The organism is Phycisphaeraceae bacterium, assembly GCA_019636795.1.
In the GTDB taxonomy this organism is placed as follows: domain Bacteria; phylum Planctomycetota; class Phycisphaerae; order Phycisphaerales; family UBA1924; genus JAHBWW01.
Genome location: JAHBWW010000004.1, coordinates 61,457 through 86,895, shown reverse-complemented (window position 1 = coordinate 86,895; position 25,439 = coordinate 61,457). Strand labels below are relative to the sequence as shown.

Here is a 25,439-nt window from a genome sequence, read left to right as displayed (position 1 = left end):
GTGATGAACTCACGCTAGTTTTTCTGCGCACGCGCCCCGCGACCGGACGAACGCCCGCGGCGGCATCGCACGGGGCCGAACTAAAATCCCGCTGCCTTAAGCCACGCCGAAGGATGCCGATCGAGCGCCGCAGCGATCGAGAGCAGCGACTCGAGACTCGGCAGGTGCGCGCCGCGCTCGATCGAGGACAACTGACTCACGCTCAGTTCGGCCTGTTCGCCCAGATCCTTGAGCGTCCAGCCGCGCTCGGTGCGGGCCAGCCTGATCTGTCGCCCGAGCTCGGCACGCAGGCGATCCTGCGGGCGCTGCCCGAGGCCGAAGGCGGCGGCCGCCTGCGACAGGGCGCGGCGCAGTTCATCGAGCGAGAACGGCTTGGCCAGGTAATCAAACACATCCTGCTTGAATGTCTGGCGCATGCTGTCGAGCGTCGGGTAGCCCGTGACGACAATCACGCACAGCTTGCTCCACCTGCGGCGGATCTCGGCGAGCATCTCTTCGCCGCTGAAGCGGCCCATCTTGATGTCGAGCAAGACAACATCAGGCAGCGAATGCTCGCAGGCGGCAAAGAAGCTCTCGGGATCGGCAACCGTGCGCACGTCGTGGCCCTCGCCCGCGAGCGTTGCTTCGATGTACTGCCGGAAGTCCGGGTCATCGTCAACCGCGACGATCGACAGCGGCGGGATCGAAACTTCAAGCTCGATGTTCATGGCGTCTCCAGAGGCAACAAGGTAGGAGATCGTACCGGGAGCATCACCTCAAACACAGCCCCGCACTGCCCCGTGCGGTTGCGGGCCAGCAGCGTCCCGCCGTGCTCGCGGACGATGCCCTCGGAGACCGCCAGGCCCAGGCCGGTGCCCCGATCATCAAGGTGACTCGAGACGAACGGCTCGAAGAGGTGCAGCAGCACCTGCGGGTCGATGCCGGGGCCGTCGTCGGTGATCGTGACCAGCGCCCACGCCTGGCCGTCGCGCTCGATCGTCTCGGCCTCGATCGTCACGAGGCCGGGATGGTCGGTGCGGCTGATCGCGTCGATGGCGTTGCGCACGAGATTGACCATGACCTGCACGAGTCGATCGCCGTCGGCCTCGACGATCAGGTCCGCAGGGATGTCGTTGACGATCTGCGCGCGCGCCGAGCCGCGATCGAGTCGAAGCAGTTCCATCGCCTCGATCGTGACTTCGCGCAGGGCAACAGGCGACGATTCGGGCGGACGCACGCGGGCGAAATCGAGCAGCCCTTCGCTGAGGCGTTCGAGCCGGCCGATGACGCGACGCAGCAGGGCCGACTCGGTCTGGCTGAGCGAGCGGCTCGGGTCGGTGTCGAGTTTCTCGACCAGTCCCTTGGCGACGGCCAGCGGCGTGTTGAGTTCGTGCGCGATGCCCGCGGCCATGATGCCCAGGCTCACGAGGCGATCGGCCCCGGCCAGATTGCGACGCGCCGTTTCGAGCAGGTGGTTCTTGCGCTTGAGATCGGCCGCGACCAGTTCGATCTGCGCCAGCGCTTCGGCCAGCGCCCGCTCGTGCCGCCGGATGCGCCGGATGGTCTCGTTGCGCGAGCGCATGATCTCGCCCAGTTCGTCGTGCGTGATCGCGTCGTCGGGCACGAGTTCTTCGCTGGTGCGCCCGTCGGTCAACGCCTGGTCGGCGTCGAGAATGCGCGAGATCGGGCCGTAGACATGCTGGGGCAGCACGAACAACTCGAGCGCGCCCGCCACAAGGGCATAAAAGAACAACAAGGCCAGCACCGCCAGGCCGTAGACGCTCAGCACCGCCCGCCTCGATGTTTCGATCGACGTTTCGACAATCCAGAGTTCGCCGATGCCGTCGAGTTCGGTCCACGCTGTGGCCACGCCGGGCAGCGCCCGCCCGGGGACGATGTGCGCCGTGCCGGGCACCGCCCGCGCCCGCTCGACCCAGTCGGCCGGAACGGTGCGCGGATCGACGCCGCGACGGATGCGCACCTGCTCGCCATCGATCAGCAGTTCGCCGGCGGGCGCGATCGCACGCGGGCTGGTCCGCAGCGTCAGTTCGAGCAAGCGCGAGGCTTCCTGCTCCTCGGCCCGCGAGACGACGCGAAGCAGCGCCGGGCGGAGCGTGACGAGCAGGATCAGCGTCATCGCCAGCGAAAAGATCGTGTGCAGCACGATCATCTTCTTGCGGATGCGCATCCCCGCCAGCACGCCGCGGCGCCGCGCCGGGTGCGCTGAAGTCTGATTGTCTACAGTCCGGCTCATGGCTGATTCTCGCAGGGCATCATTCGAGACCGGAGGCGGCGAAACAACCCAGCGTACGGCGCGGTCCGTCGCGACGTGGGCGATTGCTGAACACGCGCGGCGGTTTCCGGATCTGGTGCCGACGGCTCTGGACACCGGCGGGCTCGACCCGCGCGACGCCGCGCTGGCCCATGCGCTCTATGACGCGGTGGTGCGGCGCTGGCTGACGCTGGCGGCGGTGCTTGATGGCTGCCTCTCGCAGCCGTTTGAACAGCTCGAACCGAAAATGCGTGCGGTGCTGCTGGTCGGCGCGGCACAGCTGCTGCTGATGGATCGCATCCCCGCTCACGCCGCGCTCGATGAATCGGTCGCGTGGGCCAAGACGCATATCCGCCCCAAAGCCGGCGGGCTGGTCAACGCGGTGCTGCGCGAGGTGCAGCGGCGCCTTGCGGGCGAGCGGGCGCAGTGGACCGACCAGCGCGATGAGATCATGCTCGCGTCGGGCGGCGCGAGGGCGCTGAGCGAGCCGTTCCTGGCTTCCGACCCGATCGACCGCCTGAGTCAGCAGGTCTCGCTGCCGGCCGGAGTCATCCGCCGATGGATCGACGCACGCGGCGTGGCCGATGCGCGGGCGGCGGCACTGGCGACGATGTGCGAGCCGCCGGTCGTGCTCAATACGCAGTTCGCCCGGCAGATCCCGGCCGGGGCGCGCCCGCACGAGGTTCGCGGGCATCACGTCTTCGAGGGCACCGCCGCAGAACTTTCCGCAGTGCTTGCCGCCGATGAGAACCTATGGGTACAGGATGCCGCTTCGGCCAGCGCGATCCGCAGCGTTGCGGGCCGCACGCCCGCGCTGATTGTCGATTGCTGCGCCGGGCGCGGGACCAAGACGCGCCAGCTGGCCGCGACGTTCCCGGGCGCGACGATCGTCGCGGGCGACGTCGATCGCGCGCGGGCCAGGGATCTGGCCCGGCTCTTCAAGGGTCATCCGCGCGTCGAGGTGCTGCCGGTCGATCAGATCCTCCTGCGCACGAGCGGTCGGGCCGATCTGGTGCTGCTCGATGTGCCGTGCTCGAACTCCGGCGTGCTGGCGCGCCGGCCCGAGGCCAAGTATCGCTTCGGGCGCGATCAGACGCGGCGGCTGGCGCAGATTCAGCGGCAGCTGATCGCCGATGCGGTGCCGATGCTCTCGGCTTCGGGCGCGATTCTGTATTCGACGTGCAGCCTCGAGCCCGAAGAAGACGCCGAGCCGCTGGCGTGGGCGGTCGAGTGGCACACGTTCCGCATCGCCTCGACCGAGCTGCTCTGGCCGCGCAGCGTTCCCGGGGCCGACGCGGCGGGCTATATGGACGGGGCGTTCAGTGCCGTGCTCGAGCGGTAGGTGCTACCCTTGCAGACGGTGCCTCGCGCTGGTTCGGGGCCGGGGTTGGCTCCGCGCTGTCGCGGCTCATCTGGAACACGCATGAATCTGCTGGACATTCTCAAGCCCGAGTTCATCCGCGCCCCGCTCGTCGCTCAGGACAAGCAGGGCGTCATCAACGAACTGGTCGATCTGCTAACCGAGCACGGTGCCGTTTCGACGCCCGCCGAACTCAAGGCGGCCGTCTGGTCCCGCGAGCAGACGCGCACGACCGGCATCGGTCACGGGCTGGCGATCCCGCACGGCAAGTGCGCCGGACTGACAAGCCTGGCGATGGCGATCGGCAAGCCCGCCACGCCGCTCGACTTTGACGCCCTCGACGGCCAGCCGGTCCGCCTCGTGGTCCTGCTGGCCAGTCCGCCCGATCGCACGAGCGATCACATCCAGGCCCTGGCCCGCATCAGCAAGCTGATGGCGGCTGAAGAACTGCGTTCGCGGATCTATGCCGCCACCACGGCGGAGGAAATCTACGACCTGCTCCGCTCGCGCGAAGGGTGAATGTTCTCACAAAATGAAAAACTTCGCGCAGCTGTGCAGGCTGCGCGAAGTGTACAAAGGTTCGATCTATCTGCCCCGGCGTCTCAGGCCGCGAGGGTGAGGTTGTTGGCGGCCTGCTGCTGGGCGGGGGTGCCGCGCGGCCGCACGCCGCCGCTGGCGATCCAAAGGCGCGAGCAAGGGAGCGATCATGGTCCGCACTTTTTCAGATTCTTGTGTGGCATTCTCCCCATCATGTGTATACTCGCGGCCAAAGGGTGAAAAGACCACCCCTTCGAGGAGATGACATGATGAAGGATGTGTTGTTCGGGTGCCGTCTGCGGATGGTGCGGGGATTGTGCGCTCTGGGATTGGCAGCGTGCGCGGCGGTAGCGCCCTCCGCGGCGCAAAACTGCGGGAGCGGGCAGCCGTTCGGCCCGGCGCTCACTCCACTCTCGACCGCGGCCTTCCCTTGGAATCTCGTGACCGGCGATTTTGACAACGATGGCGTGCTCGACATCGTGGTGCCCAATCTCAGTGCGACCTCCGTCAGCGTGCGGCGCGGGCTTGGCGACGGAACCTTCGCGCCGCGCCAGGACATCGCCCTCGGCGGCTCGCCGAACAACCCGGTCGTCGCCGATTTCAACGGCGATGGACGCGATGATCTGGCCATTCCGGTGTCGATGACGGGGAATCACGGAGTCCGGGTCTTCTACGGCCAGCCCGACGGCACCCTGGGCGGGATGGTCGTCCTGCCCACCGCCGAAAGCCCCCGCGTCGCCCGCGCCGGCGACCTCAACGGCGACGGCCTGCCCGACATCGTCGTCGCGCAGGCCGGCAACACCGGCACGGTCGTCCTCTCTGTCTATCTGAACAATCCCGCGGGCGGATTCATGCCGCTCCAGACCGTGTTCAACCATCAGAGTGCCGAGTCACTGGCCCTGGGTGATGTCAACGGCGACGGGGTGCTCGACATGCTCGTCACCACGAGTGGCGCTCCGTTCGTCCATCTGCACCTTGGCATCGGGAACGGCACGTTCGATCCGTATGTTCTCACCGTTTCACTGCTGACGCAGACACGCCACATCGATCTTGTCGATCTCAACAATGACGGAAAGCTCGATATCGTGGCCAACAACGACAACTCGTTCACCTTTATGGTCGCTCTGGGCAATGGTGACGCAACCTTCCAGCCCGTGACCTTCGTGGAGATGCCCACGCAAGGTGCCGCGCGCCGCAGAGGCCTTGCTGACATCAACGGTGACGGGAAGATCGACCTCGTGTTCGGGCATCGCAACACCGGGCTCGTCTCGGTCTGGCTCGGTGTCGGCGACGGCACGTTCGCGCCGCCGTCCACCTTCAGCGTGCCCGGCGGGCCGTCCGCGGTCGCACTGGCCGATCTTGACAACGACGGCGACCTGGACCTGATCGTCGCCTCGGAAACCAGCAACGAGCTGCGTGTGTTCCTGAACCAGTGCCTGCTGCGTCCGAGCATCACCGCTCAGCCGCAGTCGCTCGCGGTCAAGCGCAAGACCGGTGCGCAGTTGCAGGTGCAGGTCGCGGGCGGGACGCCGCCGGTCACCGTGCAGTGGTACTTCGGCAACGCGCCACTGTCTGATGGCGGCCCAGTCAGCGGCGCACACACCCCAACGCTCACCATCGACCCCGCCGATTTCGAGCACGTCGGCCAGTACTACGCCGTGGCGAGCGGGCCGGGCGGAAGCGCGACCAGCGCCATGGCCATTCTCGCCGTCAGCAACTCCTGTCCCGGAGATTTCAATGGCGATGGCATACTCGACATTTTCGATATCATCTCGTTTCTGGGCCAGTTCTCGGCTGGATGTCCGGAAGGAGCGCCGGGCGGCTGAACGTCGCTCGCCCGGAAGAACAGTGAAGTGTCGGAGGCGGCCATGAGCGGTCGTGCAAGTCCGCGAAGCGGGCGCGGGTCTGCACGGCCTGATGTCTCCGCATCGGGGTGCGGGGCAAGGCACTGAGGAGCCACAACCGCACTGGCGACAGCGCCAGAGGGGGCACTTCCCCACAATCAGGCACTTTCTTCGCCCGTTTCAGTCGTACAAACGCGCGTTGCAGGAACACAAACGCGCGTTTCAAGAGTTGCAGCGCGCGTTTCAAGAACACAAACGCGCGTTTGAATCGTTGCAGCGCGCGCTGCAGGAGCACAAACGGCCGTTGCAGGAACACAAACGCGCGCTTCAGGAGCACAAACGCGCGTTGCAAGAGTTGCAGCACGCGTTTCAAGAACACAAACGCGCGCTTCAATCGTTGCAGCGCGCGTTGCAGTCATTGCAGCGCGCGTTGCAGGAGCACAAACGGCCGCTTCAAGAGCACACTCTCGAGCTGAGCGGACCCAAACCCGGACCGGTGGATCGCCCGTTCGATCCGCCGCCACCCCAACCAAGGCTTCCGGTGCGCGCTGCACAGTCGGGCCGTGTGTGCCGATCAGGTCCGGGCCGCGCCGCGACCAACGCAACGCACAAGAGAGGAAGCAGGAGAGTGAGACCATCGAAGTCCACAACAACCTCTTGAGCAGCACGCGCAGCACGAACCCGGATGCCGCCGGGCCCGATCACGTCCGGCTCAGACCATTGCCCACGCGGTTGAGCCCGGCTTGCTCGGCCAGGTCGGACAGAAAACAATCGCGCTCCGCGGGCGAAATCATCACCGCCTTGAAGACGCCCTGCCCGAACCTGACGTGCAGACGATCAAGCGACAGCGCCGGTGAACTCAGGGGATTGCGCGTCGGACGCACCTCCACGATCTTGGCCAGCGCAATACGCTGGCGGCAGAGGCCGTGTCTGACAATCAAGTGAGTCTCGTCGAGCCCGTAACGCATGGGAAAGACAAGCCCAACATACAGCCCCGCAACCAACGCGACAACCGCAACGCCCACCAGCAGGCTGGTGATGGAGCCCGCCAGCACAGTAGTAACGCACACCGCAACCGCGGCTCCCGGCGGCACGCACAGAATCGGGACGAGCCACCAATCGATCTTCGAGGGATACCACCGCGGTTCTTCAACGGACACAAGATCAACTCCTCGCAATCGTCGGATCTGTATGTCGGTGCATGCCGGAAGCGCGAGCATGTGTCCAGACACCGCGATGGCGTCGCACCCGGGGGCTTGAACGCGGCAGTATAGGCGGATCCACATCACATCCTCGATGACAGACCCGGCCTCGGCTGGCCGCACTCGGGGCAGACATCGCCCGGTGTTGCAGCCAGGTCGTAGGCGCACGACAGGCACAGGCCCCGCCGCCCGCGCCGCCAGCGTTTGAGCAGCGGCACGCCCAGCAGCGGCAGCGCCCAGAGCAGGCCATAGAACAGCGAATTGGCCGCCAGAGCGGGCAGGAGCGGACGCAGGGGCAGGCGAATTTCAGACAGCGTCGTGCCGGGCAGATGAAACCGACCGAGGGGGATGGTCAGGCTCCACCGCTTTTCGAAGACACCGCTCGAAAGTGCCTGGCCCAACGACGGAGGAGCGTCGATCATACGCGAAATAATCGTCTGTGATGCACTTCTCAAGGGCCAGCCGTAATCGTACTGCTCAATGACCACAAAGTCATGGTCGCTCATGTGGCGGGCAACCGGCAGTTCATGAAAGCGTGCTGCGATCTGATCAAACTGCGAAGCACTTCTCATGGCCAGTTCCGGTTGGCCGTCGGGGTACGGCGTACCCGGAGGAAGTTCAGCAGCGTACCGGGCCCGCGCATTGGCTCCAAAGACGGTATGACGGTTCAGAGGCGTGATGAACCACAGTGTCACGATCGTCGGACGGTTCTGACTTCTGGTGTATTCAAGGAGCAGCGGCTCGATGTACGCCGCTCCTCGTTGATCCAGGGGATACCACGGCCCAAACCACGGAGTCCGTGCTGCAACAGCAAGCCCCCACGCTACAAGCCACGAGGTCGCCAGTCCCAGCAGCACGCACAGCACCAGGCGCACACGCCAACGCGGGCCAGGACTTCGTTCACGCCGAGCCATGCTGCATCCTTTCAATACACACCGCGCTGATCGCTCAGCCCGCTTTCTTTCTCGAACTCGCCCACAGCACGCCGCCGAGCGCACCGCCCACCGCCCCGCCAATCGCGGCCCCGTTCGAGCCGAAGAGCACGCGGCCCAGCACCGCCGACACTGCCGCCGCACCCACAATCACGATCAGGACCACAACCGTTCTGTTCATCGTGCAGACTCCGAAGTATGCAGCAGCATACCACACTCCTGCATCGCTCGATCAGGACGATCGGCGTGCCACCGCCCCTGCCATTATCCCTGCCGTTAACCCTGCCACTGCCCCTACCATCGCCCCTATGACCAGTCGATACACATGGACCGTGCTTCGGGCCGGAAGACTGCTGCTCGACGGCGGCGGAATGTTCGGCCTCATCCCCCGCGTCGTCTGGAGCCGATCCGCGCCCACCGACGACAAGAACCGCATCGAACTCAGCCACAACTGCATCCTGCTCGAAAGCGAAGCGCCCGACCCCGACGTCGGGCGGCCGCGGCGCATTCTCATCGAGACCGGCACCGGCGACAAGCTCGACGCCAAGATGGCCGCGATCTTCGGCCTCGACGGCCGCACCATCCAAACCGCACTGGCCGAGATCCGCATCGCGCCCGAAACCATCGACGCCGTCATCGTCAGCCACCTGCACTTCGATCACGCGGGCGGGCTCACGCGGCGCGTGCGCGAAGGCGAGACGCCCGACTGGGTCGCCGATCGGCCCGGAGCCGCTTCGGGCGATGAGCCGCGCGTCAAACTCACCTTCCCCAACGCGCGCGTGTTCGTGCAACGGCGCGAATGGGTCGATGCCCGCGCGGGCGACTCGGTCATGACCCGCACCTATTACCGCGATCACCTGCTGCCGCTCGAAGATGAAGCCCTCGCGCTCGATGGCGGCCGCGAGCGGCTCGTGCTCATCGATGCGCCGCGCCCCTTCCCGCTCGGCCGCAAGCCCCACCGCGATGAACTGCCCAAAACCGCCGCCAGCGAGCGCATGATCGAGGTGCTCCCCGGCGTGCGCGTGTTCCTTACGCCGGGACATACGTGGGGCCAGCAGGCGATCCTGTTCACGGACACGAAGGATCGTACCGTCGTCTTCACACCTGACGTCATGCCCACGGCCTGGCACGTCGGCGCGGCCTACAGCCTCGCGTACGACGTCGAGCCGTACACCAGCATGCTCTCGCGTCACTGGTTTCTCAAGGAAGCCGCTGAGCACGACTGGCTGCTTGTGCTCGATCACGAGCCGGGCAATCCTGTACGCCGCGTGCGCGACGATGGCAAGGGATGGTTCGAACTCGTCGAAGATCAGGCGTAAGAGACAGCCATGACCGATGAGAAAGAACCAGGCCTGCGCGAGCAACTCGAGGGTCTGGTCGCGTACAAGCGAGTCTTCACTGGCGACACCTTCACGTTCGGGGTGATGAAGTTCGGCGGCGGTATGCCGATGTATGACTTCAGCGACGGCGCCAGCCGCTTCATGGATGACATGTACCGCCTGGGATGGGTGAAGGCAGACTTCGACTGGCCTGCCTGGGCGGGCACGCCCGAAGCCCAGCGCCTCGTCAACGACGCCGCCGCACTCGAGGCCGCCACCGCCGAAGATCTTGCCCGGCTGCTGACCGCTCACCTGCGGCAGGAACGCTTCTGCGAAGGGCATCTGGGCGGGATGTTCGACACCGGCCACCTGACCGCGATCGTCGTGCGCGCGGAGAGACTGCTCGAGGCGCTCGACGCCGATCAGTAATGCGTGAAAGCGGTGCCGGCTCAACCCTCGCGCGCGTGCCAGGCCTTGAGCACCTCAGCCTCGCGCTCGGGGGTCAGGCCTGCGCGCGGCGCCGTCTTGAGCCGCTCGCGCCGGGCCTCGGCTGCCGACCGCTCTTCTTCACGCTCAGGAACTTCGGCCAGCCACGCGAGCGTATCGCCGACGGTGTCGGCCAGCGGGCGGACCTTGAGCCCCGCCGCCATCGCCCTCTTCGTGCTCACTTGACCGAAACCGGCATAGTTGCCCGCGGGCGGCACCCAGCAGGGCATGTGCGACCACGCGCCAACACCATTGGCCGCCAGAAACTCGGCATCAGCCCACGTGAACGTCGCGTTCGATCCGCTGACATCACGGCTGGTCTCGAGCAACTGGCCCATCGTGCGCTCGGCTGCCGGGGAGTCGGCGTTGAAGGTGTCCATCAACTGCGCCTCGGCGCAATGGTTGATGAACACCGCCAGATCGCGCACGTCGATCGACTGCGTGAAGTGCCCGCTCTCGCCCGGAGCAAGCACCTCGCCGCCGCGCGCGACGCGCGCTGGCCAGTAGGTGAACCGATCCGTGTCATCGCCGCGACCCACGATCAACCCCGGACGCACCACGCACGTCCTGCCCGGCATGATCTCAGCCACGCGCTTCTCGCAGCGGGCTTTCATTGCGCCGTAGTGCTGCCCAACCTCGCGGTGCGTCGGGATCGCGGCGGCAACGTCGTCGGGAATCTCGGCCAGCGGGGCGTCCTCATCCATGCCCGGCGTGCCGTAGTCGCGATACACCGACACGGTCGAAACAACAATGTACTGCCCGACCGAATTCTTGAGCAGTTCGGCCGTGCGCCCGACCGTGTCAGGCGTGTAGGTGAATGTGTCGATCACGACATCCCAGGTCTTGCCTTCGAGCGCGGAGATATCGCCATAGCGGTCGCCTTCGAGCTTCTCGACCTCGGGGAACAGGTGCGGGTTGCTGCGACCGCGATTAAACAGCGTGACATGATGCCCCTTGGCCAGTGCGTCGGTCACCATGTGCGGCCCGAGAAAGCCGGTGCCACCAAGATAGAGGATGCGCATGGGCTTCCTGCTTATCTTGCCCGCAAAAGCAAAAGCAGGAAGAGCGGCCGCAGCAGCAAGCACAGCCGAGGTGCCGACGATAAACTCCCGACGATCGATGGACATGGACGAAGTCTCCGTAACGGTGCGCGACCCCGTTCTTTGATACCGTTGATTGTCACTCGGGTTGCGGGAAAAGGCAATGGGAACGATCAAAATGCCAGAACTTCGTTGGGCCATCATCGGAACCGGCGACATCGCGCGCAAAGTCGCCCCACTGCTGGCCTCGGCAGAAGGAAACCGAATCACTGCAGTATGTTCACGCGATGCGGCTCGGGCAAAGACCTTCGCCCAGCAGTTCGGCATCGAACACGCCGGGACATACGCCGACCTGTTCGAGCGAGCCGACCTGCGACAGGTTATCGATGCTGTGTACCTGACGCTGCCCAACCGGATGCATCCGCAGTGGTGCACGCGATTGCTCGAAGCCGGGTTTCATGTGCTGTGCGAAAAGCCCCTCTGCTGGACCAGAGCGCAAGCCGAGCAACTCTTTGCTGCCGCCGAGCGACACCAGCGCATCCTCCTGGAAGGATTCATGTACCTGCACCACCCGCAGACCGCCGAACTGGCACGCATCGCTCGCGATCCGGCAGGACCAATTGGACCTTTGCAGCACGTCGAGGCCTGGTTCGAAACCGACATGAAGGCCGCCGGTCGCGAAGCAACGCGCTACAGCCATGCGCTCGCTGGCGGCACGATGATGGATATCGGGTGCTATCCCGTCAGTTTCATCCGCTCTGTCACGCGGTGTTCGCTGACCGACTCGAGCGCGAGCCAATGGCACGCCCAGGGTGCCATCGCGCCCCCGCTCGCCGGCGAGACATCTGGAATTGATGAGCGAGTCCGCGTCGAGGGCCGTCTGAACTCCGATGTCTCTTTCGCATTCGAAGCCCGTATGGACAGGCCCGGGCGGAAGGAAGTGCGCCTGACCGGTGCATGGGGAAGCGTCTGGACCGACTGGCCCTGGTCGCCAGATCCAAAGTGGGCTCAGCTTCACGTCGAACGGTCTGCACAACACCCGCACGGCCCCGGGCAGAGCACGATTGTCATCGAACACGGCGGAGACAAGTTCATCAATCAGTTCACAGCGTTCGCCTCGGCGGTCCGAGGAGAACAGTCGGCCCATCCGTCCGCAAGTTGGTCCATCGAGCAGGCAGGTGATCTCGAAGCGATCCTCGGCAAACTTGGCATCGACTTTGAACAGGCCTCATGAGTGTGGCCGAGCGCCAAAACATAAAGAAGCAGGCCCCGCCACTGAGACGGAGCCTGCCTACACGATGTCAATCATGAACCCAAAACTCACCGACGGCGGCGCATCGCAACCAACCCGCCCAGACCGATCAGACTGGCGGTGCCGGGTGCCGGAATGATCTCGACCGTCCAGAAGAGCTGGATCCTGGCAAGGTCAAATCCGCCGATGTCCCCCCCACCAAGGCCGACGACACCAATGCCCGCGACGGAAGAAGCGGTGCTGCCGTTGAGTGTCAGAGCAAAGGTTCCCAGCGAACCGCCAACTGAGTTGAAGATGCTGAATCCTGAACTCATGACGGTGATGGGATTGGCAAAATCAATCGCGTCGGTGCCTGCTGCAAGCATGCCGACATCCAGACGCCACGACTGGAAGACGTTGCCGTTCGGTGCGGTCAGCCCAGGGGTCGGCTGCCAAGGACCTTGCGTCCCCATCTCGACCTGAATCAGGTACAGATTTCCGCCAAGGCTCGTCTTGGCTGAAGTAATTGTGAAGGGCTGGCCTGTGATCAGGTTGTTCCCCGCGAACTCAGAGCCGCCGAATGTGTGAGAATGCGGCACATCATCGATGAAATAGGCGTTTGGCGGCGCCTGAAGCAGCGCGCGGGCAACGAACGAGTCGCCCGTGCCTCCGCGGGTGCCAACCTGACCGAAAATGCTGCCGAAATGAGTGGCCTGACCCCCATCGCGCAAATCCTGCCCGCTGACAAAACCGATATCAGCACTCGCCCCGCCAGCAAGGGCACACACAGTTGCCACGCACAGTACAGTGAACCTCTTCATTATCTTGTCTCCTCAATAGATGCACAGACAAAGATCCATTGCACAAGCAAATGGATCGCCTCTCGACGGAGACTCTCTCCGGTCGCCGTAGAGATAAACGTATTTTGCTTACAAACCAAGCAGCAGGGATCAGAACAACCCCATCGAAACTCAAGGTACCAGAAGTTCCTTCCGCTGTCAAGTGAATTGTACTTGGGCCGATTCCCCGATTTGGAACCTGACCATCCGATCTGATCTGGCCCGATGCCATCAGCCAGAGCCGACCGCTGCAACCTGGTTTCCGGACTTCAGATGCTTATCTTGACGCACCTTGCATCGCGAATGCCCTCTGGTTCGCTTCACAAGGCACCCTTGAATCAAGGGCTCAGGGATGGCTCCCCCGGCGCATGCCAGACAAACATCCGCCCATCATCGGCGATCGCAAGGATCCGCGTTCCATCTGCCGAGAACTTGAGCCCGTGCACGCTTGACGTGTTGCCGCGGAGAGAGATGAGTTCGCTCGCGTGATCCAGCGCCCAGACACGCACGGTGTTGTCAAAACTGCCCGTCACAAGCCGCGAACCATCGGGTGAGAGCACGCACGCGTAGACGGGCCCGAGGTGCCCAATGAATCGTCGTTGATGCCCAGTGTGCAGGTTGTATGCAAGCACCGTGGCATCCTCGCCAGTCACGATAAGATTCGCATCATCAGGCGTGAACATCAATGACCACACTTGCCCCTCTATGGAGACAGGGAGAAGTCGCCTCGTATCCGTAATGAGATTGTGAATGCATACACGCCCATCAGCGTACCCCATCGCAAGGACGCCGCCATCCGAGGTAGTTGCCAAAGAAAATACTTCTCCATCAGCAATAAGACTTTGGGCGGGACCAAGGGCCGTCCCATCAAACTTGTGCCATGTAACGCCATCAACTCCGGCCGCAAACGCACGGCGGAGTGTGGGGGACCACGCCACTTCATTGATCAATCCCGATTGGCTAGGAGTGGACACAACCGCTTTGCTCTTTGTGTCGAAGGATAAAACGTTTCCCTCCGATGAAGCCATCAATGCGGTATTTTGCCCCTCCATCATGATCATGTGGCGGATGAAACGTGAGTCATGCTTCCAGGACTCCTTCACAGAAAAGGTATCGATGTCAACAGCGACAATGCTGGACATCGTGCCTGCGATGTATGCAGTTCGACCATCGGGGCTCAAGGCGAGCCCATAAATGGATGAGCCAAATGCCAATGGCGTTTCCTCCAGGCTTGGTGCAATGCTCCATGCACGCAGTGTGCCGTCGAGTGACGCTGAGACAACTTCTTCTTCACCGAAGAACTGAAGCGAAAGAACTGTGTGTGAATGACCGATGCGGGTTGTGACAAGGTATCCGGAATCGGCTTCGATAACGCGAATTCTGTTGTCAGTACTACCTGTCGCGATGCGCTTCCCGTCTGCCCGCCACGCGATTGCAGAAATTTTGTTCTCGTGAAGAGGCACCATGAGTCGCGGGCGATCCGGAGCGGTGTTCCCCACGGGCCACACCACAAGGGAGCCATCAATGGTGCCAACAGCAACTTCACTGCTGTCGGGCGAAAAAGCAAGACAACGCACACCACTGCGATGCTTCGGATACGCACTCCCCCTGAGATTACCCGTCGTGCTCGTCAGATCCATGATGACCAGGCTGCCATCGTGAAATCCCGCCGCCGCCCACAGGCCGTCAGGTGAAATACGGACTGCGGATGCTGGTCGCATCAGATTGAATGTGACGGAATTGCCCGGTTCATCTTGTCTGTAGCAAGTTACGGTCCGATGGCCCAGGATAACGCATCGGCCATCGGCGCTGACGTCGATGCGCAACTCGGATGTCGCCAGTGGCGTCGACCAGTACGGGTCGCCACTTCGCGGGTTGATGATCTGTGCTTGTTCATGCTCTGCGATTGCAAACGCTTCACCAAAGTTGCTCATTGCGAAAGCCGGCCAGACCTGATCCGATGTATCAAATGGAATGCGATCGAAAGTTGCAAGATCCCACAGTTCCAATGTGGTCCCATAGCGAAACGTGGCTGCAAGCGTCGGCGAAAATTGCGTAAGGTTGATGCCACGCGGATTGACCACTCGAGTGCGAATGCTCTGGTCCGCGCGCGTATTGAGATAGTGCCACTCGAAGTTGCGCATGTCGGATGCGCATTCCGCCAGCAGCGTGCGGGCGCGACCGACATCTCCAGCCTGAAGCGCCGCCTGTGCGAAACCAATTCGCGTGAAGTAGTTGACCTGCCGTAAAACCTCGGCTCGTTGCCTGGTTTCATCAAGCGTCACCTGCAGATCATCCCGAAGCTCATCGACACGGTGAGCCTGAAATACTGCAACACTGGCCAATGCCGCAAGCAGCACCACGCTGGCCACTGCCACTCGAGTCAGACCGCGATAGCGATCAAGACTCTTGCGAAGCACATACAAGGCCGAATCCTGCCGAGCAAGAATCGGCTTGCCATCGAGAAATCTGCGAATGTCATCACGCAGTTCGGAGGCCGACTGGTATCGCCGATCAACATCCTTTTCGATGGCCTTGGCCACAATCACGTCGACTTCGCCCCGGAGATCCTTGTTGATGCTGCTTAGTTTTGTTGGCGGGTCATCAAGGATCGTCCGTGCCGCTTCGGGCATCGACCGGCTCGTCAGATCGTGTGGTAACCGTCCGGTGAGAAGTTGATAGAGCACAACTCCCAGCGCATAGACATCGCTCCTCACGTCAATTTCATCAGGATTCCCCGTAATCTGCTCGGGACTCATGTAGGCAAGAGTTCCCACGAGCTGGCCATCGTGCGTCCGCAGCGTTGTATGGTCCGCGTCATCGCGCGCGATGCGTGCAACGCCAAAGTCGAGCACCTTCGGCTGGCCTCGAGGGTCCACAAGTATGTTGCTCGGCTTGAGATCACGATGGATGATGCCGCGCTGATGGGCGTGATGAACTGCATCGCAAATCAGCGCGAAGAGTTCGAGTGTTGCATCGATCGAAAGATGTCGCGTCGCGACGAAGTCTGTTATCGGCGGGCCTTCGACAAGTTCCATCGCCAGAAACGGCTGATCGTGACCATGAACGGCTGCAATACCGGCCTCATAAATCTGCGCGATTCCAGGGTGTTGAAGACGGCCAAGGATCTCTGCCTCACGCTCAAATCGTCGCACAAGTGTTGGCGAGACGACTCCACCGCGAACAAGTTTGAGTGCAACAGTCCGCCTTGGGCGGTTCTGTTCTGCCAGATACACAACGCCCATGCCTCCAGCACCGAGAAACCGGAGAATGCGGTAGGATCCGATCTCGGACGAAACAGAAAGGTTCTCGAATGGCGCCGCGCCGCCAAATGTCTGACCAAACGGCGCAGCAACTGGTGGAGCATCAAGAATGCCCTCGTCCGACGAAGCGTGCGCGAGCAGACTCTCAACCTCGGCCCGCACAAGCGGATCGAGGCGTTGTTCGTCGAGAAATGCCTGTCGATCGTCGCGAGGAAGTTCTATCACCAGGCCGAAAACTTCCTCGACCCGTCTCAGCAGGTCCGGGCTCACGCCTGATCCTCATCCTTCTTGCCTGAAATGGCCCGGTGAAGCCAGGCCCGAGCAAAACTCCAGTCAGTCTTGACGGTAGCGAGTGAGATGCCCAGCGCAGCAGCGGTTTCCTCAAGGGTCAACCCGGCAAAGTAACGCAACATGACGACGCTCGACTTGCGTTCGTCAATGGCTGCAAGTTGATCGAGGGCTTCGTCGAGCGCGAGCATGTCAAGTGGATCGGGCTCTGTACTCATGGCATGGTCGCCCAGTTCAACCCGTTTGCGCCCCCCACCATGCTTCATACGCTTGCGGTGCCGGGCCCGCTCGACCAGAATTCGTCGCATCGCCAGCGCAGCCGATGCAAAAAAATGCCCCCGGCTGTTCCAATGCAGGGCCGAATCGCCCACCAGTCGCAAGTAAGCCTCGTGCACCAAGGCTGTCGGCTGAAGCGTCTGGCCGGGTGCTTCGGCTCCGAGCCGAACCCGGGCAAGTTTGCGCAGCTCCTCATACACCAGCGGAAGCAGGTCGGCCGCCGCCTGCGGGTCGCCCGCGCGGGCGGCTTCGAGCAGCAAGGTCACCTCATGCGGCGACCGGGCGGGAGGTGTCGCCGGATCAAGTGCGTAGTTCGTAGGTTGGTCGGCAGGCATGCAAGACTCTGCTACAAGAAGGCTTGGACGCCTCCATCCGAACCGGGTCGAGCGATTATCCCACAGCACCGACCCAAACGCAATGGCAGAATCGGCCCCCGAGTCGGATTTTCAAAGAATTTTCTCTCCACGACCAGCCGGCCGAAGCCCAGATGTCGCACTGGTGAGCATCGGGGGCGTTCCTTTACCAACCAAGCACCCCTAGACAAGGAGACCGCCATGCGTCATTCAGCAAAACTCGCTATCGCTGCGCTCACGCTAGTCGCCGGGACTGCAGGCCTGATCATCGCCGGACCCTTGAACCCGCCCGCGGGCAGCGTCCAGAGCACTTATAAGACCCTCGTCGAGGTCGAACCCCGAATCGCGATCAACGCAGTCAACACACCAGGTGATGCCGATTCCGTGTTTCGCATTTCGCAACCCGGGTCGTACTACCTGACAGAAAACATATTCGGCGCTGCAGGCATGTTGTGCATCGAAGTGGCTGCCGATGATGTCACGATCGACCTCAATGGCATGACCATCAGAGGTCACACCGCATCATTCGGCGGCATCATTGGTGACGGTGCTCGCTCCAACATCACAGTTCGTAATGGGACGATTCGATCGATCGGCAATGGCGTCGGGTTGGGTTATACAGCTGCCGGATCTCGAGGATGGGAAGTCGAAAACGTCTCAGTACTCAACAACGGCAACGATGGAATGCGTCTGCCGGGAGCCTCCATCGTTCGTTCCTCGCGCGCAGCATTCAATGCGGGTTATGGAATCAGATCATTGGATTCCTCACAAGTGTTTGATTGCATCAGCGAGCAGAATAGCGTCGCGGGCGTGTTCGTCCTCAATAGTTCGATCGTTTCCAGAACAATCGCCCGCAGCAACAGCAATAACGGCATTGATGCCTCTGGCGACGGCACCCGAGTGCTCGATTGCACTTCGACCAACAACTCCGGCCACGGAATCGTTGGTCTCAATGGCTCGGTCATTACCAGCTGCGTCGTTCGCAGCAACTCGCTCAATGGCATCACAGCCAACTCATCGAGCCTGATCGAAAACAATAGCGTCACGTTCAATGGCGGACACGGCATCTCCTTCCTGGGAAACTGCACCGTGCGCGAAAATGTCAGCAACTCGAATGGCCAGTCCACACTTGGAGCCGGGATCTTCACCTCTGGTTTCAGGAGCCGAATCGAGGGGAATGTCTGCAACGACAACGACTATGGCATTCGCGTCACCGCTGGCACCAACTTCATCACTCGCAACACAGTCTCCTCGAACACAACGCTGAACTGGGATGTCGTCGTAGGAAACCGCTGTCTTGTCGTGCAGGCCACCAATGCAGGTGCTATCAGCGGCAACTCTGGTGGCACTTCACCCGGTTCATCCGACCCCAACGCCAATTTCACATATTGAGCGCTCGTCTGTTCGAGCGGCTCACAGCCTCACAACCTGGCACGCACAAACGCGCCATCACCATAGTTAGGAATTGAACAATGAAGAAACTGATCCTCACCACCGCCGTCGCACTCTTCGCACTCCCCGCCCTGGCTGGTCCGCTCGACCCGCCCGAAGGCCCTGTCGCTTCCTCCATGAAGACCCTTGTCGAAGTCGAACCACGCACTCCCCTCAAGTACGAAACCACACCCGGCAATGGCGAGCACTTCTTCGTTATTGTCCAGCCTGGATCGTACTACCTCGCTTCCTCACTCATTGTCACGGGCGATACGGGTGCCATTCTCATCTCGGCTCCTGATGTCACGATCGACATGAACGGATTCTTCATCGCACGCGCCGGCGGTGGAACCAGCACCCGCCCGCTTATCAGTGTCGACGCAAACGCCTTCAGCAACACCACCATCCGCAACGGAGCCCTGCGCGAATCAGGCAACCACGGCATCGTCCTCGGCCGCAACGCGCGCATCGAGAACGTCACCGTTCGCAATGCCAAGGGCGACGGGATCAATGTCGGACAGCGCAGCATCATCTCAAACTGCTTTATCGAGGCACCGCTCGGCAATGGCATTGTCGTCAGCACCCACTCGATTGTCGAAAACTCCACGGTCTACAGCGCTGGACAAAACGGAATTGTAACTTCAACCCAGGGGCGTGTCATCGGCAGTTTCGCCAACCAGTGCTCGCAGTCCGGGATTTCCGTCGCGTACGGCTCCCACGTTGAAGGATGCACCGTCAACGCCAACACTGCCTTCGGCATCACCGGCCAACTCAACTCCGGAGCACTCAAGATTCTCGGAAACTCCTCAACCAACAACGGCTCAGGCGGCATCCGTGTTTATCACAGCTCCATCGTTCGTGACAACAACATCAGCTCATCCGGCCTTCAGGTAGCATGCATCGCTGTCATCGAAGACGGATCTCGGATCGAAGGAAACCTCTGCCACGGCGGGCCGCACGCTGTGCAGATCGAAAACTCCGGCATCGACAACCTCGTCATCGGCAACCACTCACGCAGCGCCACAGTCGGCAATGGCTTTGCCACCGTCAACCAGGCCAACAACATGATCGGGCCAGTTGTCAGCACTGGCGGCACCATCATGTCGACCAGCCCTTTCGCCAACTTCTCACGCTGATTGCACCTCGACGCAGTTTTAACTGCACGGAGAATCGTCATGAACAAACAAGTCACAATCACACTTCTGACACTCGCCCTCCTCGCTCCCTTCGCTGCTGCTCAGTCCAATGTCTCGGCCACTAAAAAATGGGCTTGGGGCGAGAACATTGGATGGATCAACTGGCGCAACGCGAACAACGGAACCCAGGGCATCGTCATCGATGGCACCTACATGAAGGGGTACGCGTGGAGCGAGAATGTCGGATGGATCAACTTCGGCAACGGCACCCCGGTCGGCGGACAGCACTACGCCAACAACAACGCATCTGACTTCGGTGTCAACATCGACCCATCTACAGGCCACCTCTTCGGTATGGCATGGGGCGAGAACATCGGATGGATCAACTTCGACACCGCTCCAACGCTCATCAACTCGAACCAGCACGCAAGGCTCGACCTGCAAAGCCGCCGCCTCCGCGGACACGCATGGAGCGAAAATGTCGGATGGATCAACCTCGATCACAACCAGCACTACGTTGCGCTGCGATGCCCAGCAGACTTCAACGACGACGGCGTCCTCGATATCTTCGATGTGCTCGGCTTCCTCAACGCCTTCAGCGCTCAACACTCGAGCGCCGACCTCATCAACGACGGAATCTATGACTTCTTCGATGTGCAGCGATTCCTGAGTCTGTATTCACAGGGCTGCCCCTGATCGTTGACTCCAAAACCAACCAACGTTGATCGTGAAAAATCACAGCCCCGCACACACCGTGCGGGGCTTTTTCATGCGCCCGACTGGTTGGTTCGTTCTGAACTTGAGTCGCTCAGCGCGTTGCAGCCAAGGCTGCAATGTCCGTCCGCATTTGCATCCCCGCGAACGAAATATGTCGGCAAGCCTCATACGCGCGATCGCGCGCCGTTTCGAGATCATCACCCAACGCGGTCACGCCCAGCACACGCCCGCCTGCGGTCATCAACTTGCCATCGCTCTCGCGACGTGTGCCCGCATGGAACACCGTCACCCCCGCAACCCGTTCCGCAGCCTCGACGCCATGAATCTGAACAGGCTTCGAAGACGTTTCAGGGTACCCTGCACTCGCAAGCACAACACAAACGGAAGTTTGCGGCTTCCATGCGATATCAATCTCATCCAGACGCCCCGTCGCAGTCGCTTCGAACAGGTCGATGATGTCGCAATCGAGCCTCGCTATCAAAGGCTGACACTCCGGGTCACCAAAACGCACGTTGAACTCAAGCACCTTTGGCCCGGCCGGTGTGAGCATGATGCCTGCGTAAAGCACACCACGATAGTCGATGCCTTCGCGACGCAATGCGTCAACAGTCGGCACAAGGATCTCCCGCTCGATGCGCGCCATCATCGCGTCATCGATCGTGCCAGCCGGGCAGAACGCACCCATCCCGCCTGTATTCGGGCCCAGGTCGCCATCGCGCAACCGCTTGTGATCCTGGCACGGCGGCAACACGAGAATGTTGCGCCCATCGACCAGTGCGAGCAACGAAACTTCAGGACCGGTGAGACGCTCTTCAATCACCACGCGCCGCCCGGCATCGCCGAACACACGCTGCTTCATAATGCGCTCGACTGCATCTGCTGCTTCTTCAAGACTCGAACACACGAACACGCCTTTGCCCTTGGCCAATCCAGCAGCCTTGACTACGGGCGGCTCATTGCGTGATTGCACATAGTTGATCGCAGATTCGTAGTCCTCAAAACTGCGTGACTCGCCTGTCGGGATCGACGCCGACCGCATCAGTTGCTTGGCCCATGACTTGTCAGCTTCGAGCATCGCGCCCGCCTTGCTTGGCCCGAACACTAACCGCGTCTCGGTCGCCAGTGCATCCGCAAAACCCTCAGCCAGCGGATCCTCAGGCCCGATGACCACCAACCCGATCGAATGATGATCGCAGAACTGACGCAGGCGATAGACTTCGCGGATGTCCACCGGTACATCAACGGGCTTGCCGAGCGTTGACAATCCGGGGTTCGATGGATGCGTGATCCACAGTTCGCCAAGCCGATCCGAGCGAACGATCGCTGTCGCAAGCGCGTGCTCACGTCCTCCGCCGCCAATGAGCAGCACATTGACCTTGGATCGTGATTGATTGGAAAAATCTGGCATCGGGCGATGGTATGCAAACATCTGAGTCGAACGACAGAGTCAATCCATATACGGCACTAAAACCACAGTGCAAACCCCACGTCAAGCCCAACCGTTGCTGCACATCCCTAGGCAGCCCAACTCGACGTAACGACTCCGGAGCTTCGATCCATTGACCACCAGATGAGTCCAGCCTATCCTCCCCTCCTGTCTGCGGGGTGGAGCAGTCCGGTAGCTCGTCGGGCTCATAACCCGAAGGTCACAGGTTCGAATCCTGTCCCCGCTATTCCCAAGCCGGTTGCGAAAGCAGCCGGCTTTGTGGTTTTTGGGCCGGGCCGATGAGAGACACCCGCGCGTGTTGGCCCCTTCGGGCCCCGTTCCCGCGTCCGTGGGGGCGGTGGGCCAACGCTCCCCAAACGTGACGCGGTCTCTGGTCTGGACGCCGGGATAACCGGCTCGGCCGCTCGGTGGGCGCTAATTCGCCCGAATCGCCTCGAGGTCTCTGCCGGGTGGCGAGAGACACCCGCCGCGGTGAAGTCTCTGTTCGACCGGGTGAGCGGGTTTGACGGGGGTGATCAACTGCAAGGGCTGCTCGCGACATTGATCCAATCGATGCGCCGCGGTGAAGCGGGCGCGCACCGTCGGTAAGCGGCGTCATAGGTCACCCGTGGCGAGGTCGCGATGCACGCGGATCGCCTTGGAGCGACCCATGCCACGAGCGAGCGACGACAGCCGGCGCAGCCCCGAAGCGATGACATCCGAAGAGCGGCAGGACGAGATCTCGCGCATCCTCGCGCGTGGTCTCGTGCGCGCGGTTCGCATCGAGCGGGACGCCGCATCGCGGGCGTTGCGCGAAGTTGAAGAAGGTGCCGCGACATGCCTTGAACTTCCGAGCGATCCGAGCCTCACTGTGGCGACGCTATCCAAATCCCGACCGGCGGGTGAAGGAGACGCGTGATGGAGACACCAGCCACAGGAGGCCGCATGAAGCATGCGACGGCAAGACGGATCGAGGACGAGATCGACTCGCTCAAAGACATGTCCACCAACGAGCTCGTGGAGCGGTTTGTCGAGCTGCACGGCTACCAGACCCGGACGCGCCACCGGACGTACCTGATCCGCAAGATCGCCTGGCGGCTTCAGGCCAACGAGGAGGGTGACCTCAGCGAGCGGGCGAGGAAGCGGGCCGAGGAGCTCGCAGACGACGCTGAGGTTCGGGTGATGGCCCCAAAGACGCTTGTCACGCCGCCACAGACGGGGCGGTCCGCCACGGTGACGCGGGGACTCAACCCGGAGGCGGAGCGTGACCCGCGTGTCCCGCCGCCCGGCTCAGCGATCGTCCGCGAATACCAAGGCCGGACCATCCGGGTGCTGGTGCTCCCCTACGGCGAGGGCTTCGAGTGCGACGGCGAGCGTTTCAAGACGCTCAGCGGGGTGGCCAAACACATCACCGGGAGCCACATCAACGGCTTCCGGTTCTTCCGGCTCGGCCAGGACAGGAGCACGCGATGAAGGTACGCAAACGCGATCGGCCAAAGGAGGCCGCGGCCCCGGGCAGCCGCATGCGATGTGCGGTGTACACCCGCAAGTCCAGCGAAGAAGGTCTCGATCAGGAGTTCAACGCGCTTGATGCTCAGCGCGAGAGCGCCGAGGCGTTCATCGCCAGCCAGAAGACCGAGGGTTGGGTCTGCCTGCCGGACCGCTACGACGACGGCGGGTTCTCCGGTGGCAGCATGGAGCGGCCGGCGCTCGAGCACCTGCTCCGCGATATCGAGGCGGGAAAGATCGACTGCGTCGTGGTTTACAAGGTGGACCGGCTCAGCCGCTCGCTGATGGACTTCGCTCGGATCATGGAGGCGTTCGACCGTAAGGGCGTGTCGTTCGTCTCGGTGACCCAGCAGTTCAACACGACGAGCTCAATGGGACGCCTGACGCTCAACATCCTGCTCTCTTTCGCACAGTTCGAGCGTGAGATCATCGGCGAACGGATCCGGGACAAGATCGCGGCCCAGAAGCGCAAGGGCAAGTGGGCCGGCGGCGTGCCGGTGCTGGGCTACGACGTGGACCGCTCCGGCCCGAGCCCGCGGCTGGTGGTGAACGCCCGCGAGGCGGTGCGGGTCCGTGCCCTGTTCGATCTGTACCTGGAGAAGCAGTCGCTGTTGCCGGTCGTCCGCGAGCTGCGACACCGCGAGTGGACCAACAAGAAGCGGGTCACGAAGAAGACAGGCAAGGTCATCGGCGGGAAGCCATTCAATAAGGCCACGCTGCACAATCACCTCATAAACCCGGTCTACGTCGGGAAGATCACCCACAAGGGCGAGATCTACGACGGCGTGCACGAGGCCATCGTGGACCCGGAGATCTTCGAGCGGGTCCAGAAGCTGCTGCGCTACAACGGGCGGACCGGCGGTTTCGAGGTCCGCAACAAGTACGGTGCCCTGCTACGCGGTCTGATCACCTGCAAGGCATGCGGGTATGCCATGACGCACACATTCACGAAGGACAAGAAGGGCGGGCCGCGGTTCTACCGCTACTACCGGTGTACGCACGCTATCAAGAACGGGGCATCCGAGTGCCCGTCGCGGACGCTGCCGGCGGCGGAGATCGAGCGGGTGGTGGTCGACGAGATCCGCGGGTTGGGCTCCGACCGAGCCTTGCTCAAGCAGGTGCTGGCCGACGCCCAAGCAACGATCGCCGAGGAGCGCGAGGGTCTGGTCACGGAGCGTGCCGATCTGAGGCGGACGCTGGACCGTTGCCACCGCGAACTCCAGACTCTCGCGGCCGGAGGGCTCGCGGATACAGATGTGTCCCAGCGGATCGCAGAACTGCATGAGCAGATCACTGCCGGGGACAAGCGGCTGCCCGAGGTCGAGAAGCGGATCGGCGAACTGGACGCAGAGACGATCACCCAAGCGCAGGCCGAGGCGGCATTCAGCGGCTTCGACCCCGTGTGGGAGAACCTGATCCCGCGTGAGCAGGCCCGGCTGATCCGGCTGCTGGTCTCGGCGGTGGAGTACGACGCCGTGAAATCGAGCGTCAGCGTGACCTTCCGCCCAACGAGTATCCGGGCCTTCCTCGACCGCATCAAGAAGGAGGCGGCATGACCACCGTCACCCGGCCCATCCACTTCCGCGTCCGCCAAACCCGGCGGCTGATCGTCACCGAGCCCGCTCCGCCCCCTCCGCCGGGGCGGGTGCCCCGAGTCGCCCGCCTGATGGCCCTGGCGATCAAGTTCGACAGGATGCTTCAGGACGGTGTGGTGGGCAGCCAGACCGACCTGGCGGACCTGGCCCGAGTGACCCAGCCGCGAATGACGCAGATCATGAACCTGCTGCATCTTGCGCCGGAGATTCAGGAGGAGATCCTGTTCCAGCCGCCGGTGACGGAGGGGCGGGATCCGGTGACGGAGAGGGATTTGCGGGGGATCGTGACGCTATGGGATTGGACGTCTCAGCGGGAAGCATGGCGTGACCTCGACAGCTCAAACATCCGCCGCGCAACGGCTTAGACCCTCGTTCTGGGGCGACCCAGTGACGGCATATTGTCA

General features: G+C 62.5%; 23 protein-coding genes and 1 tRNA gene. 14 read left to right on the top strand and 10 right to left on the bottom strand.

From position 1 onward, the window contains the following. Positions 1-80 precede the first annotated feature (80 nt). Both KF757_09485 and KF757_09480 read right to left on the bottom strand, forming a co-directional pair. A complete protein-coding gene (locus KF757_09485) occupies positions 81-707 on the bottom strand; it encodes a response regulator (GenBank protein MBX3323207.1) in 627 nt (208 codons plus the stop codon). Next, positions 704-2,233, bottom strand: coding sequence for a hypothetical protein (locus KF757_09480; protein MBX3323206.1), 1,530 nt, complete (start codon positions 2,231-2,233; stop codon positions 704-706). The genes KF757_09485 and KF757_09480 overlap by 4 nt, the downstream gene beginning before the upstream one ends. Between KF757_09480 and KF757_09475 the strand changes: the two genes are divergently transcribed. The 3 genes from KF757_09475 (at position 2,232) to KF757_09465 (ending at position 5,974) form a co-directional block, all read left to right on the top strand. Further along, positions 2,232-3,593, top strand: coding sequence for a hypothetical protein (locus KF757_09475; protein ID MBX3323205.1), 1,362 nt, complete (start codon positions 2,232-2,234; stop codon positions 3,591-3,593). The genes KF757_09480 and KF757_09475 overlap by 2 nt on opposite strands. Before the next feature lie 81 nt (positions 3,594-3,674). Then, positions 3,675-4,130, top strand: coding sequence for a PTS sugar transporter subunit IIA (locus tag KF757_09470; protein ID MBX3323204.1), 456 nt, complete (start codon positions 3,675-3,677; stop codon positions 4,128-4,130). A gap of 485 nt (positions 4,131-4,615) precedes the next feature. Further along, a complete protein-coding gene (locus KF757_09465) occupies positions 4,616-5,974 on the top strand; it encodes a VCBS repeat-containing protein (protein ID MBX3323203.1) in 1,359 nt (452 codons plus the stop codon). 719 nt (positions 5,975-6,693) lie between these two features. Here KF757_09465 and KF757_09460 read toward each other — a convergent pair. From KF757_09460 to KF757_09450, 3 genes are read right to left on the bottom strand one after another with little or no spacing between them, the layout of a single operon-like run. Continuing rightward, complete coding sequence (locus KF757_09460) at positions 6,694-7,278, bottom strand: PH domain-containing protein (GenBank protein ID MBX3323202.1); 585 nt, start codon at positions 7,276-7,278, stop codon at positions 6,694-6,696. Next, positions 7,278-8,108 carry a hypothetical protein gene (locus KF757_09455; protein ID MBX3323201.1) on the bottom strand — a complete coding sequence of 277 codons (831 nt, stop codon included), beginning with the start codon at positions 8,106-8,108 and terminating at the stop codon, positions 7,278-7,280. Before KF757_09455 ends, KF757_09460 begins: the two co-directional genes overlap by 1 nt. 34 nt (positions 8,109-8,142) lie before the next feature. Further along, a complete protein-coding gene (locus tag KF757_09450; protein ID MBX3323200.1) occupies positions 8,143-8,307 on the bottom strand; it encodes a hypothetical protein in 165 nt (54 codons plus the stop codon). Between the two features lie 127 nt (positions 8,308-8,434). Between KF757_09450 and KF757_09445 the strand changes: the two genes are divergently transcribed. Together KF757_09445 and KF757_09440 are read left to right on the top strand one after the other, a co-directional pair. Then, positions 8,435-9,445, top strand: coding sequence for an MBL fold metallo-hydrolase (locus tag KF757_09445; protein MBX3323199.1), 1,011 nt, complete (start codon positions 8,435-8,437; stop codon positions 9,443-9,445). Positions 9,446-9,454: 9 nt separating this feature from the next. Continuing rightward, on the top strand, positions 9,455-9,874 hold the full coding sequence (locus KF757_09440; GenBank protein ID MBX3323198.1) for a hypothetical protein: 420 nt from the start codon (positions 9,455-9,457) through the stop codon (positions 9,872-9,874). 20 nt (positions 9,875-9,894) lie between these two features. Here KF757_09440 and KF757_09435 read toward each other — a convergent pair whose 3' ends face one another. Next, positions 9,895-11,058, bottom strand: a complete 1,164-nt coding sequence (locus KF757_09435; GenBank protein MBX3323197.1) for a hypothetical protein — start codon at positions 11,056-11,058, stop codon at positions 9,895-9,897. Positions 11,059-11,134: 76 nt separating this feature from the next. Here KF757_09435 and KF757_09430 point away from each other — a divergent pair, with 76 nt between their 5' ends. Further along, the gene (locus tag KF757_09430) at positions 11,135-12,205 is read left to right on the top strand and encodes a Gfo/Idh/MocA family oxidoreductase (protein ID MBX3323196.1); all 1,071 of its coding nucleotides are present in this window, start codon (positions 11,135-11,137) and stop codon (positions 12,203-12,205) included. 86 nt (positions 12,206-12,291) lie between these two features. On the opposite strand, the gene KF757_09425 is transcribed toward KF757_09430, so the two are convergent. The 3 genes from KF757_09425 to KF757_09415 all read right to left on the bottom strand — a co-directional run bounded on the left by KF757_09425 (position 12,292) and on the right by KF757_09415 (position 17,203). Further along, a complete protein-coding gene (locus tag KF757_09425; GenBank protein MBX3323195.1) occupies positions 12,292-13,023 on the bottom strand; it encodes a hypothetical protein in 732 nt (243 codons plus the stop codon). A 356-nt stretch (positions 13,024-13,379) separates the two neighbouring features. Next, complete coding sequence (locus KF757_09420) at positions 13,380-16,574, bottom strand: protein kinase (GenBank protein ID MBX3323194.1); 3,195 nt, start codon at positions 16,572-16,574, stop codon at positions 13,380-13,382. After that, positions 16,571-17,203, bottom strand: a complete 633-nt coding sequence (locus tag KF757_09415) for a sigma-70 family RNA polymerase sigma factor (GenBank protein ID MBX3323193.1) — start codon at positions 17,201-17,203, stop codon at positions 16,571-16,573. Before KF757_09415 ends, KF757_09420 begins: the two co-directional genes overlap by 4 nt. Before the next feature lie 219 nt (positions 17,204-17,422). Between KF757_09415 and KF757_09410 the strand changes: the two genes are divergently transcribed. From KF757_09410 to KF757_09400, 3 genes are all read left to right on the top strand, one after another. Next, positions 17,423-18,613, top strand: coding sequence for a right-handed parallel beta-helix repeat-containing protein (locus KF757_09410; GenBank protein MBX3323192.1), 1,191 nt, complete (start codon positions 17,423-17,425; stop codon positions 18,611-18,613). An 80-nt stretch (positions 18,614-18,693) separates the two neighbouring features. Beyond that, a complete protein-coding gene (locus KF757_09405; protein ID MBX3323191.1) occupies positions 18,694-19,788 on the top strand; it encodes a right-handed parallel beta-helix repeat-containing protein in 1,095 nt (364 codons plus the stop codon). A gap of 39 nt (positions 19,789-19,827) precedes the next feature. Beyond that, positions 19,828-20,484, top strand: coding sequence for a hypothetical protein (locus tag KF757_09400; protein MBX3323190.1), 657 nt, complete (start codon positions 19,828-19,830; stop codon positions 20,482-20,484). 112 nt (positions 20,485-20,596) lie between these two features. Here KF757_09400 and purD read toward each other — a convergent pair whose 3' ends face one another. Beyond that, positions 20,597-21,913, bottom strand: coding sequence for a phosphoribosylamine--glycine ligase (gene purD, locus KF757_09395; GenBank protein ID MBX3323189.1), 1,317 nt, complete (start codon positions 21,911-21,913; stop codon positions 20,597-20,599). 191 nt (positions 21,914-22,104) lie between these two features. Here purD and KF757_09390 point away from each other — a divergent pair. From KF757_09390 to KF757_09370, 5 genes are all read left to right on the top strand, one after another. After that, a tRNA-Met gene (locus KF757_09390) sits at positions 22,105-22,178 on the top strand. Positions 22,179-22,601: 423 nt separating this feature from the next. Continuing rightward, complete coding sequence (locus tag KF757_09385; protein MBX3323188.1) at positions 22,602-22,850, top strand: hypothetical protein; 249 nt, start codon at positions 22,602-22,604, stop codon at positions 22,848-22,850. Beyond that, positions 22,850-23,404: a DUF2924 domain-containing protein gene (locus KF757_09380; protein MBX3323187.1), complete on the top strand. Its 555-nt coding sequence runs from the start codon at positions 22,850-22,852 to the stop codon at positions 23,402-23,404. The genes KF757_09385 and KF757_09380 overlap by 1 nt, the downstream gene beginning before the upstream one ends. Next, on the top strand, positions 23,401-24,996 hold the full coding sequence (locus KF757_09375; GenBank protein MBX3323186.1) for a recombinase family protein: 1,596 nt from the start codon (positions 23,401-23,403) through the stop codon (positions 24,994-24,996). The genes KF757_09380 and KF757_09375 overlap by 4 nt, the downstream gene beginning before the upstream one ends. Then, positions 24,993-25,400 (top strand): hypothetical protein, encoded by a 408-nt coding sequence (locus KF757_09370; protein ID MBX3323185.1) that lies wholly within the window; start codon positions 24,993-24,995, stop codon positions 25,398-25,400. The genes KF757_09375 and KF757_09370 overlap by 4 nt, the downstream gene beginning before the upstream one ends. Positions 25,401-25,439: the final 39 nt, after the last annotated feature.

Excerpts from the sequence above, each read along its gene's own strand:
- KF757_09455 (MBX3323201.1), bottom strand. The coding sequence starts at position 8,108 with ATGGCTCGGCGTGAACGAAGTCCTGGCCCGCGTTGGCGTGTGCGCCTG.
- KF757_09415 (MBX3323193.1), bottom strand. The coding sequence starts at position 17,203 with ATGCCTGCCGACCAACCTACGAACTACGCACTTGATCCGGCGACACCT.
- KF757_09440 (MBX3323198.1), top strand. The coding sequence starts at position 9,455 with ATGACCGATGAGAAAGAACCAGGCCTGCGCGAGCAACTCGAGGGTCTG.
- KF757_09370 (MBX3323185.1), top strand. The coding sequence starts at position 24,993 with ATGACCACCGTCACCCGGCCCATCCACTTCCGCGTCCGCCAAACCCGG.
- KF757_09450 (MBX3323200.1), bottom strand. The coding sequence starts at position 8,307 with ATGAACAGAACGGTTGTGGTCCTGATCGTGATTGTGGGTGCGGCGGCA.
- KF757_09435 (MBX3323197.1), bottom strand. The coding sequence starts at position 11,058 with ATGTCCATCGATCGTCGGGAGTTTATCGTCGGCACCTCGGCTGTGCTT.
- KF757_09425 (MBX3323195.1), bottom strand. The coding sequence starts at position 13,023 with ATGAAGAGGTTCACTGTACTGTGCGTGGCAACTGTGTGTGCCCTTGCT.
- KF757_09445 (MBX3323199.1), top strand. The coding sequence starts at position 8,435 with ATGACCAGTCGATACACATGGACCGTGCTTCGGGCCGGAAGACTGCTG.
- KF757_09410 (MBX3323192.1), top strand. The coding sequence starts at position 17,423 with ATGCGTCATTCAGCAAAACTCGCTATCGCTGCGCTCACGCTAGTCGCC.
- KF757_09385 (MBX3323188.1), top strand. The coding sequence starts at position 22,602 with ATGCCACGAGCGAGCGACGACAGCCGGCGCAGCCCCGAAGCGATGACA.
- KF757_09400 (MBX3323190.1), top strand. The coding sequence starts at position 19,828 with ATGAACAAACAAGTCACAATCACACTTCTGACACTCGCCCTCCTCGCT.
- KF757_09470 (MBX3323204.1), top strand. The coding sequence starts at position 3,675 with ATGAATCTGCTGGACATTCTCAAGCCCGAGTTCATCCGCGCCCCGCTC.
- KF757_09380 (MBX3323187.1), top strand. The coding sequence starts at position 22,850 with ATGGAGACACCAGCCACAGGAGGCCGCATGAAGCATGCGACGGCAAGA.
- KF757_09375 (MBX3323186.1), top strand. The coding sequence starts at position 23,401 with ATGAAGGTACGCAAACGCGATCGGCCAAAGGAGGCCGCGGCCCCGGGC.
- KF757_09405 (MBX3323191.1), top strand. The coding sequence starts at position 18,694 with ATGAAGAAACTGATCCTCACCACCGCCGTCGCACTCTTCGCACTCCCC.
- KF757_09460 (MBX3323202.1), bottom strand. The coding sequence starts at position 7,278 with ATGTGGATCCGCCTATACTGCCGCGTTCAAGCCCCCGGGTGCGACGCC.
- KF757_09480 (MBX3323206.1), bottom strand. The coding sequence starts at position 2,233 with ATGAGCCGGACTGTAGACAATCAGACTTCAGCGCACCCGGCGCGGCGC.
- KF757_09475 (MBX3323205.1), top strand. The coding sequence starts at position 2,232 with ATGGCTGATTCTCGCAGGGCATCATTCGAGACCGGAGGCGGCGAAACA.
- KF757_09485 (MBX3323207.1), bottom strand. The coding sequence starts at position 707 with ATGAACATCGAGCTTGAAGTTTCGATCCCGCCGCTGTCGATCGTCGCG.
- KF757_09430 (MBX3323196.1), top strand. The coding sequence starts at position 11,135 with ATGGGAACGATCAAAATGCCAGAACTTCGTTGGGCCATCATCGGAACC.
- purD (MBX3323189.1), bottom strand. The coding sequence starts at position 21,913 with ATGCCAGATTTTTCCAATCAATCACGATCCAAGGTCAATGTGCTGCTC.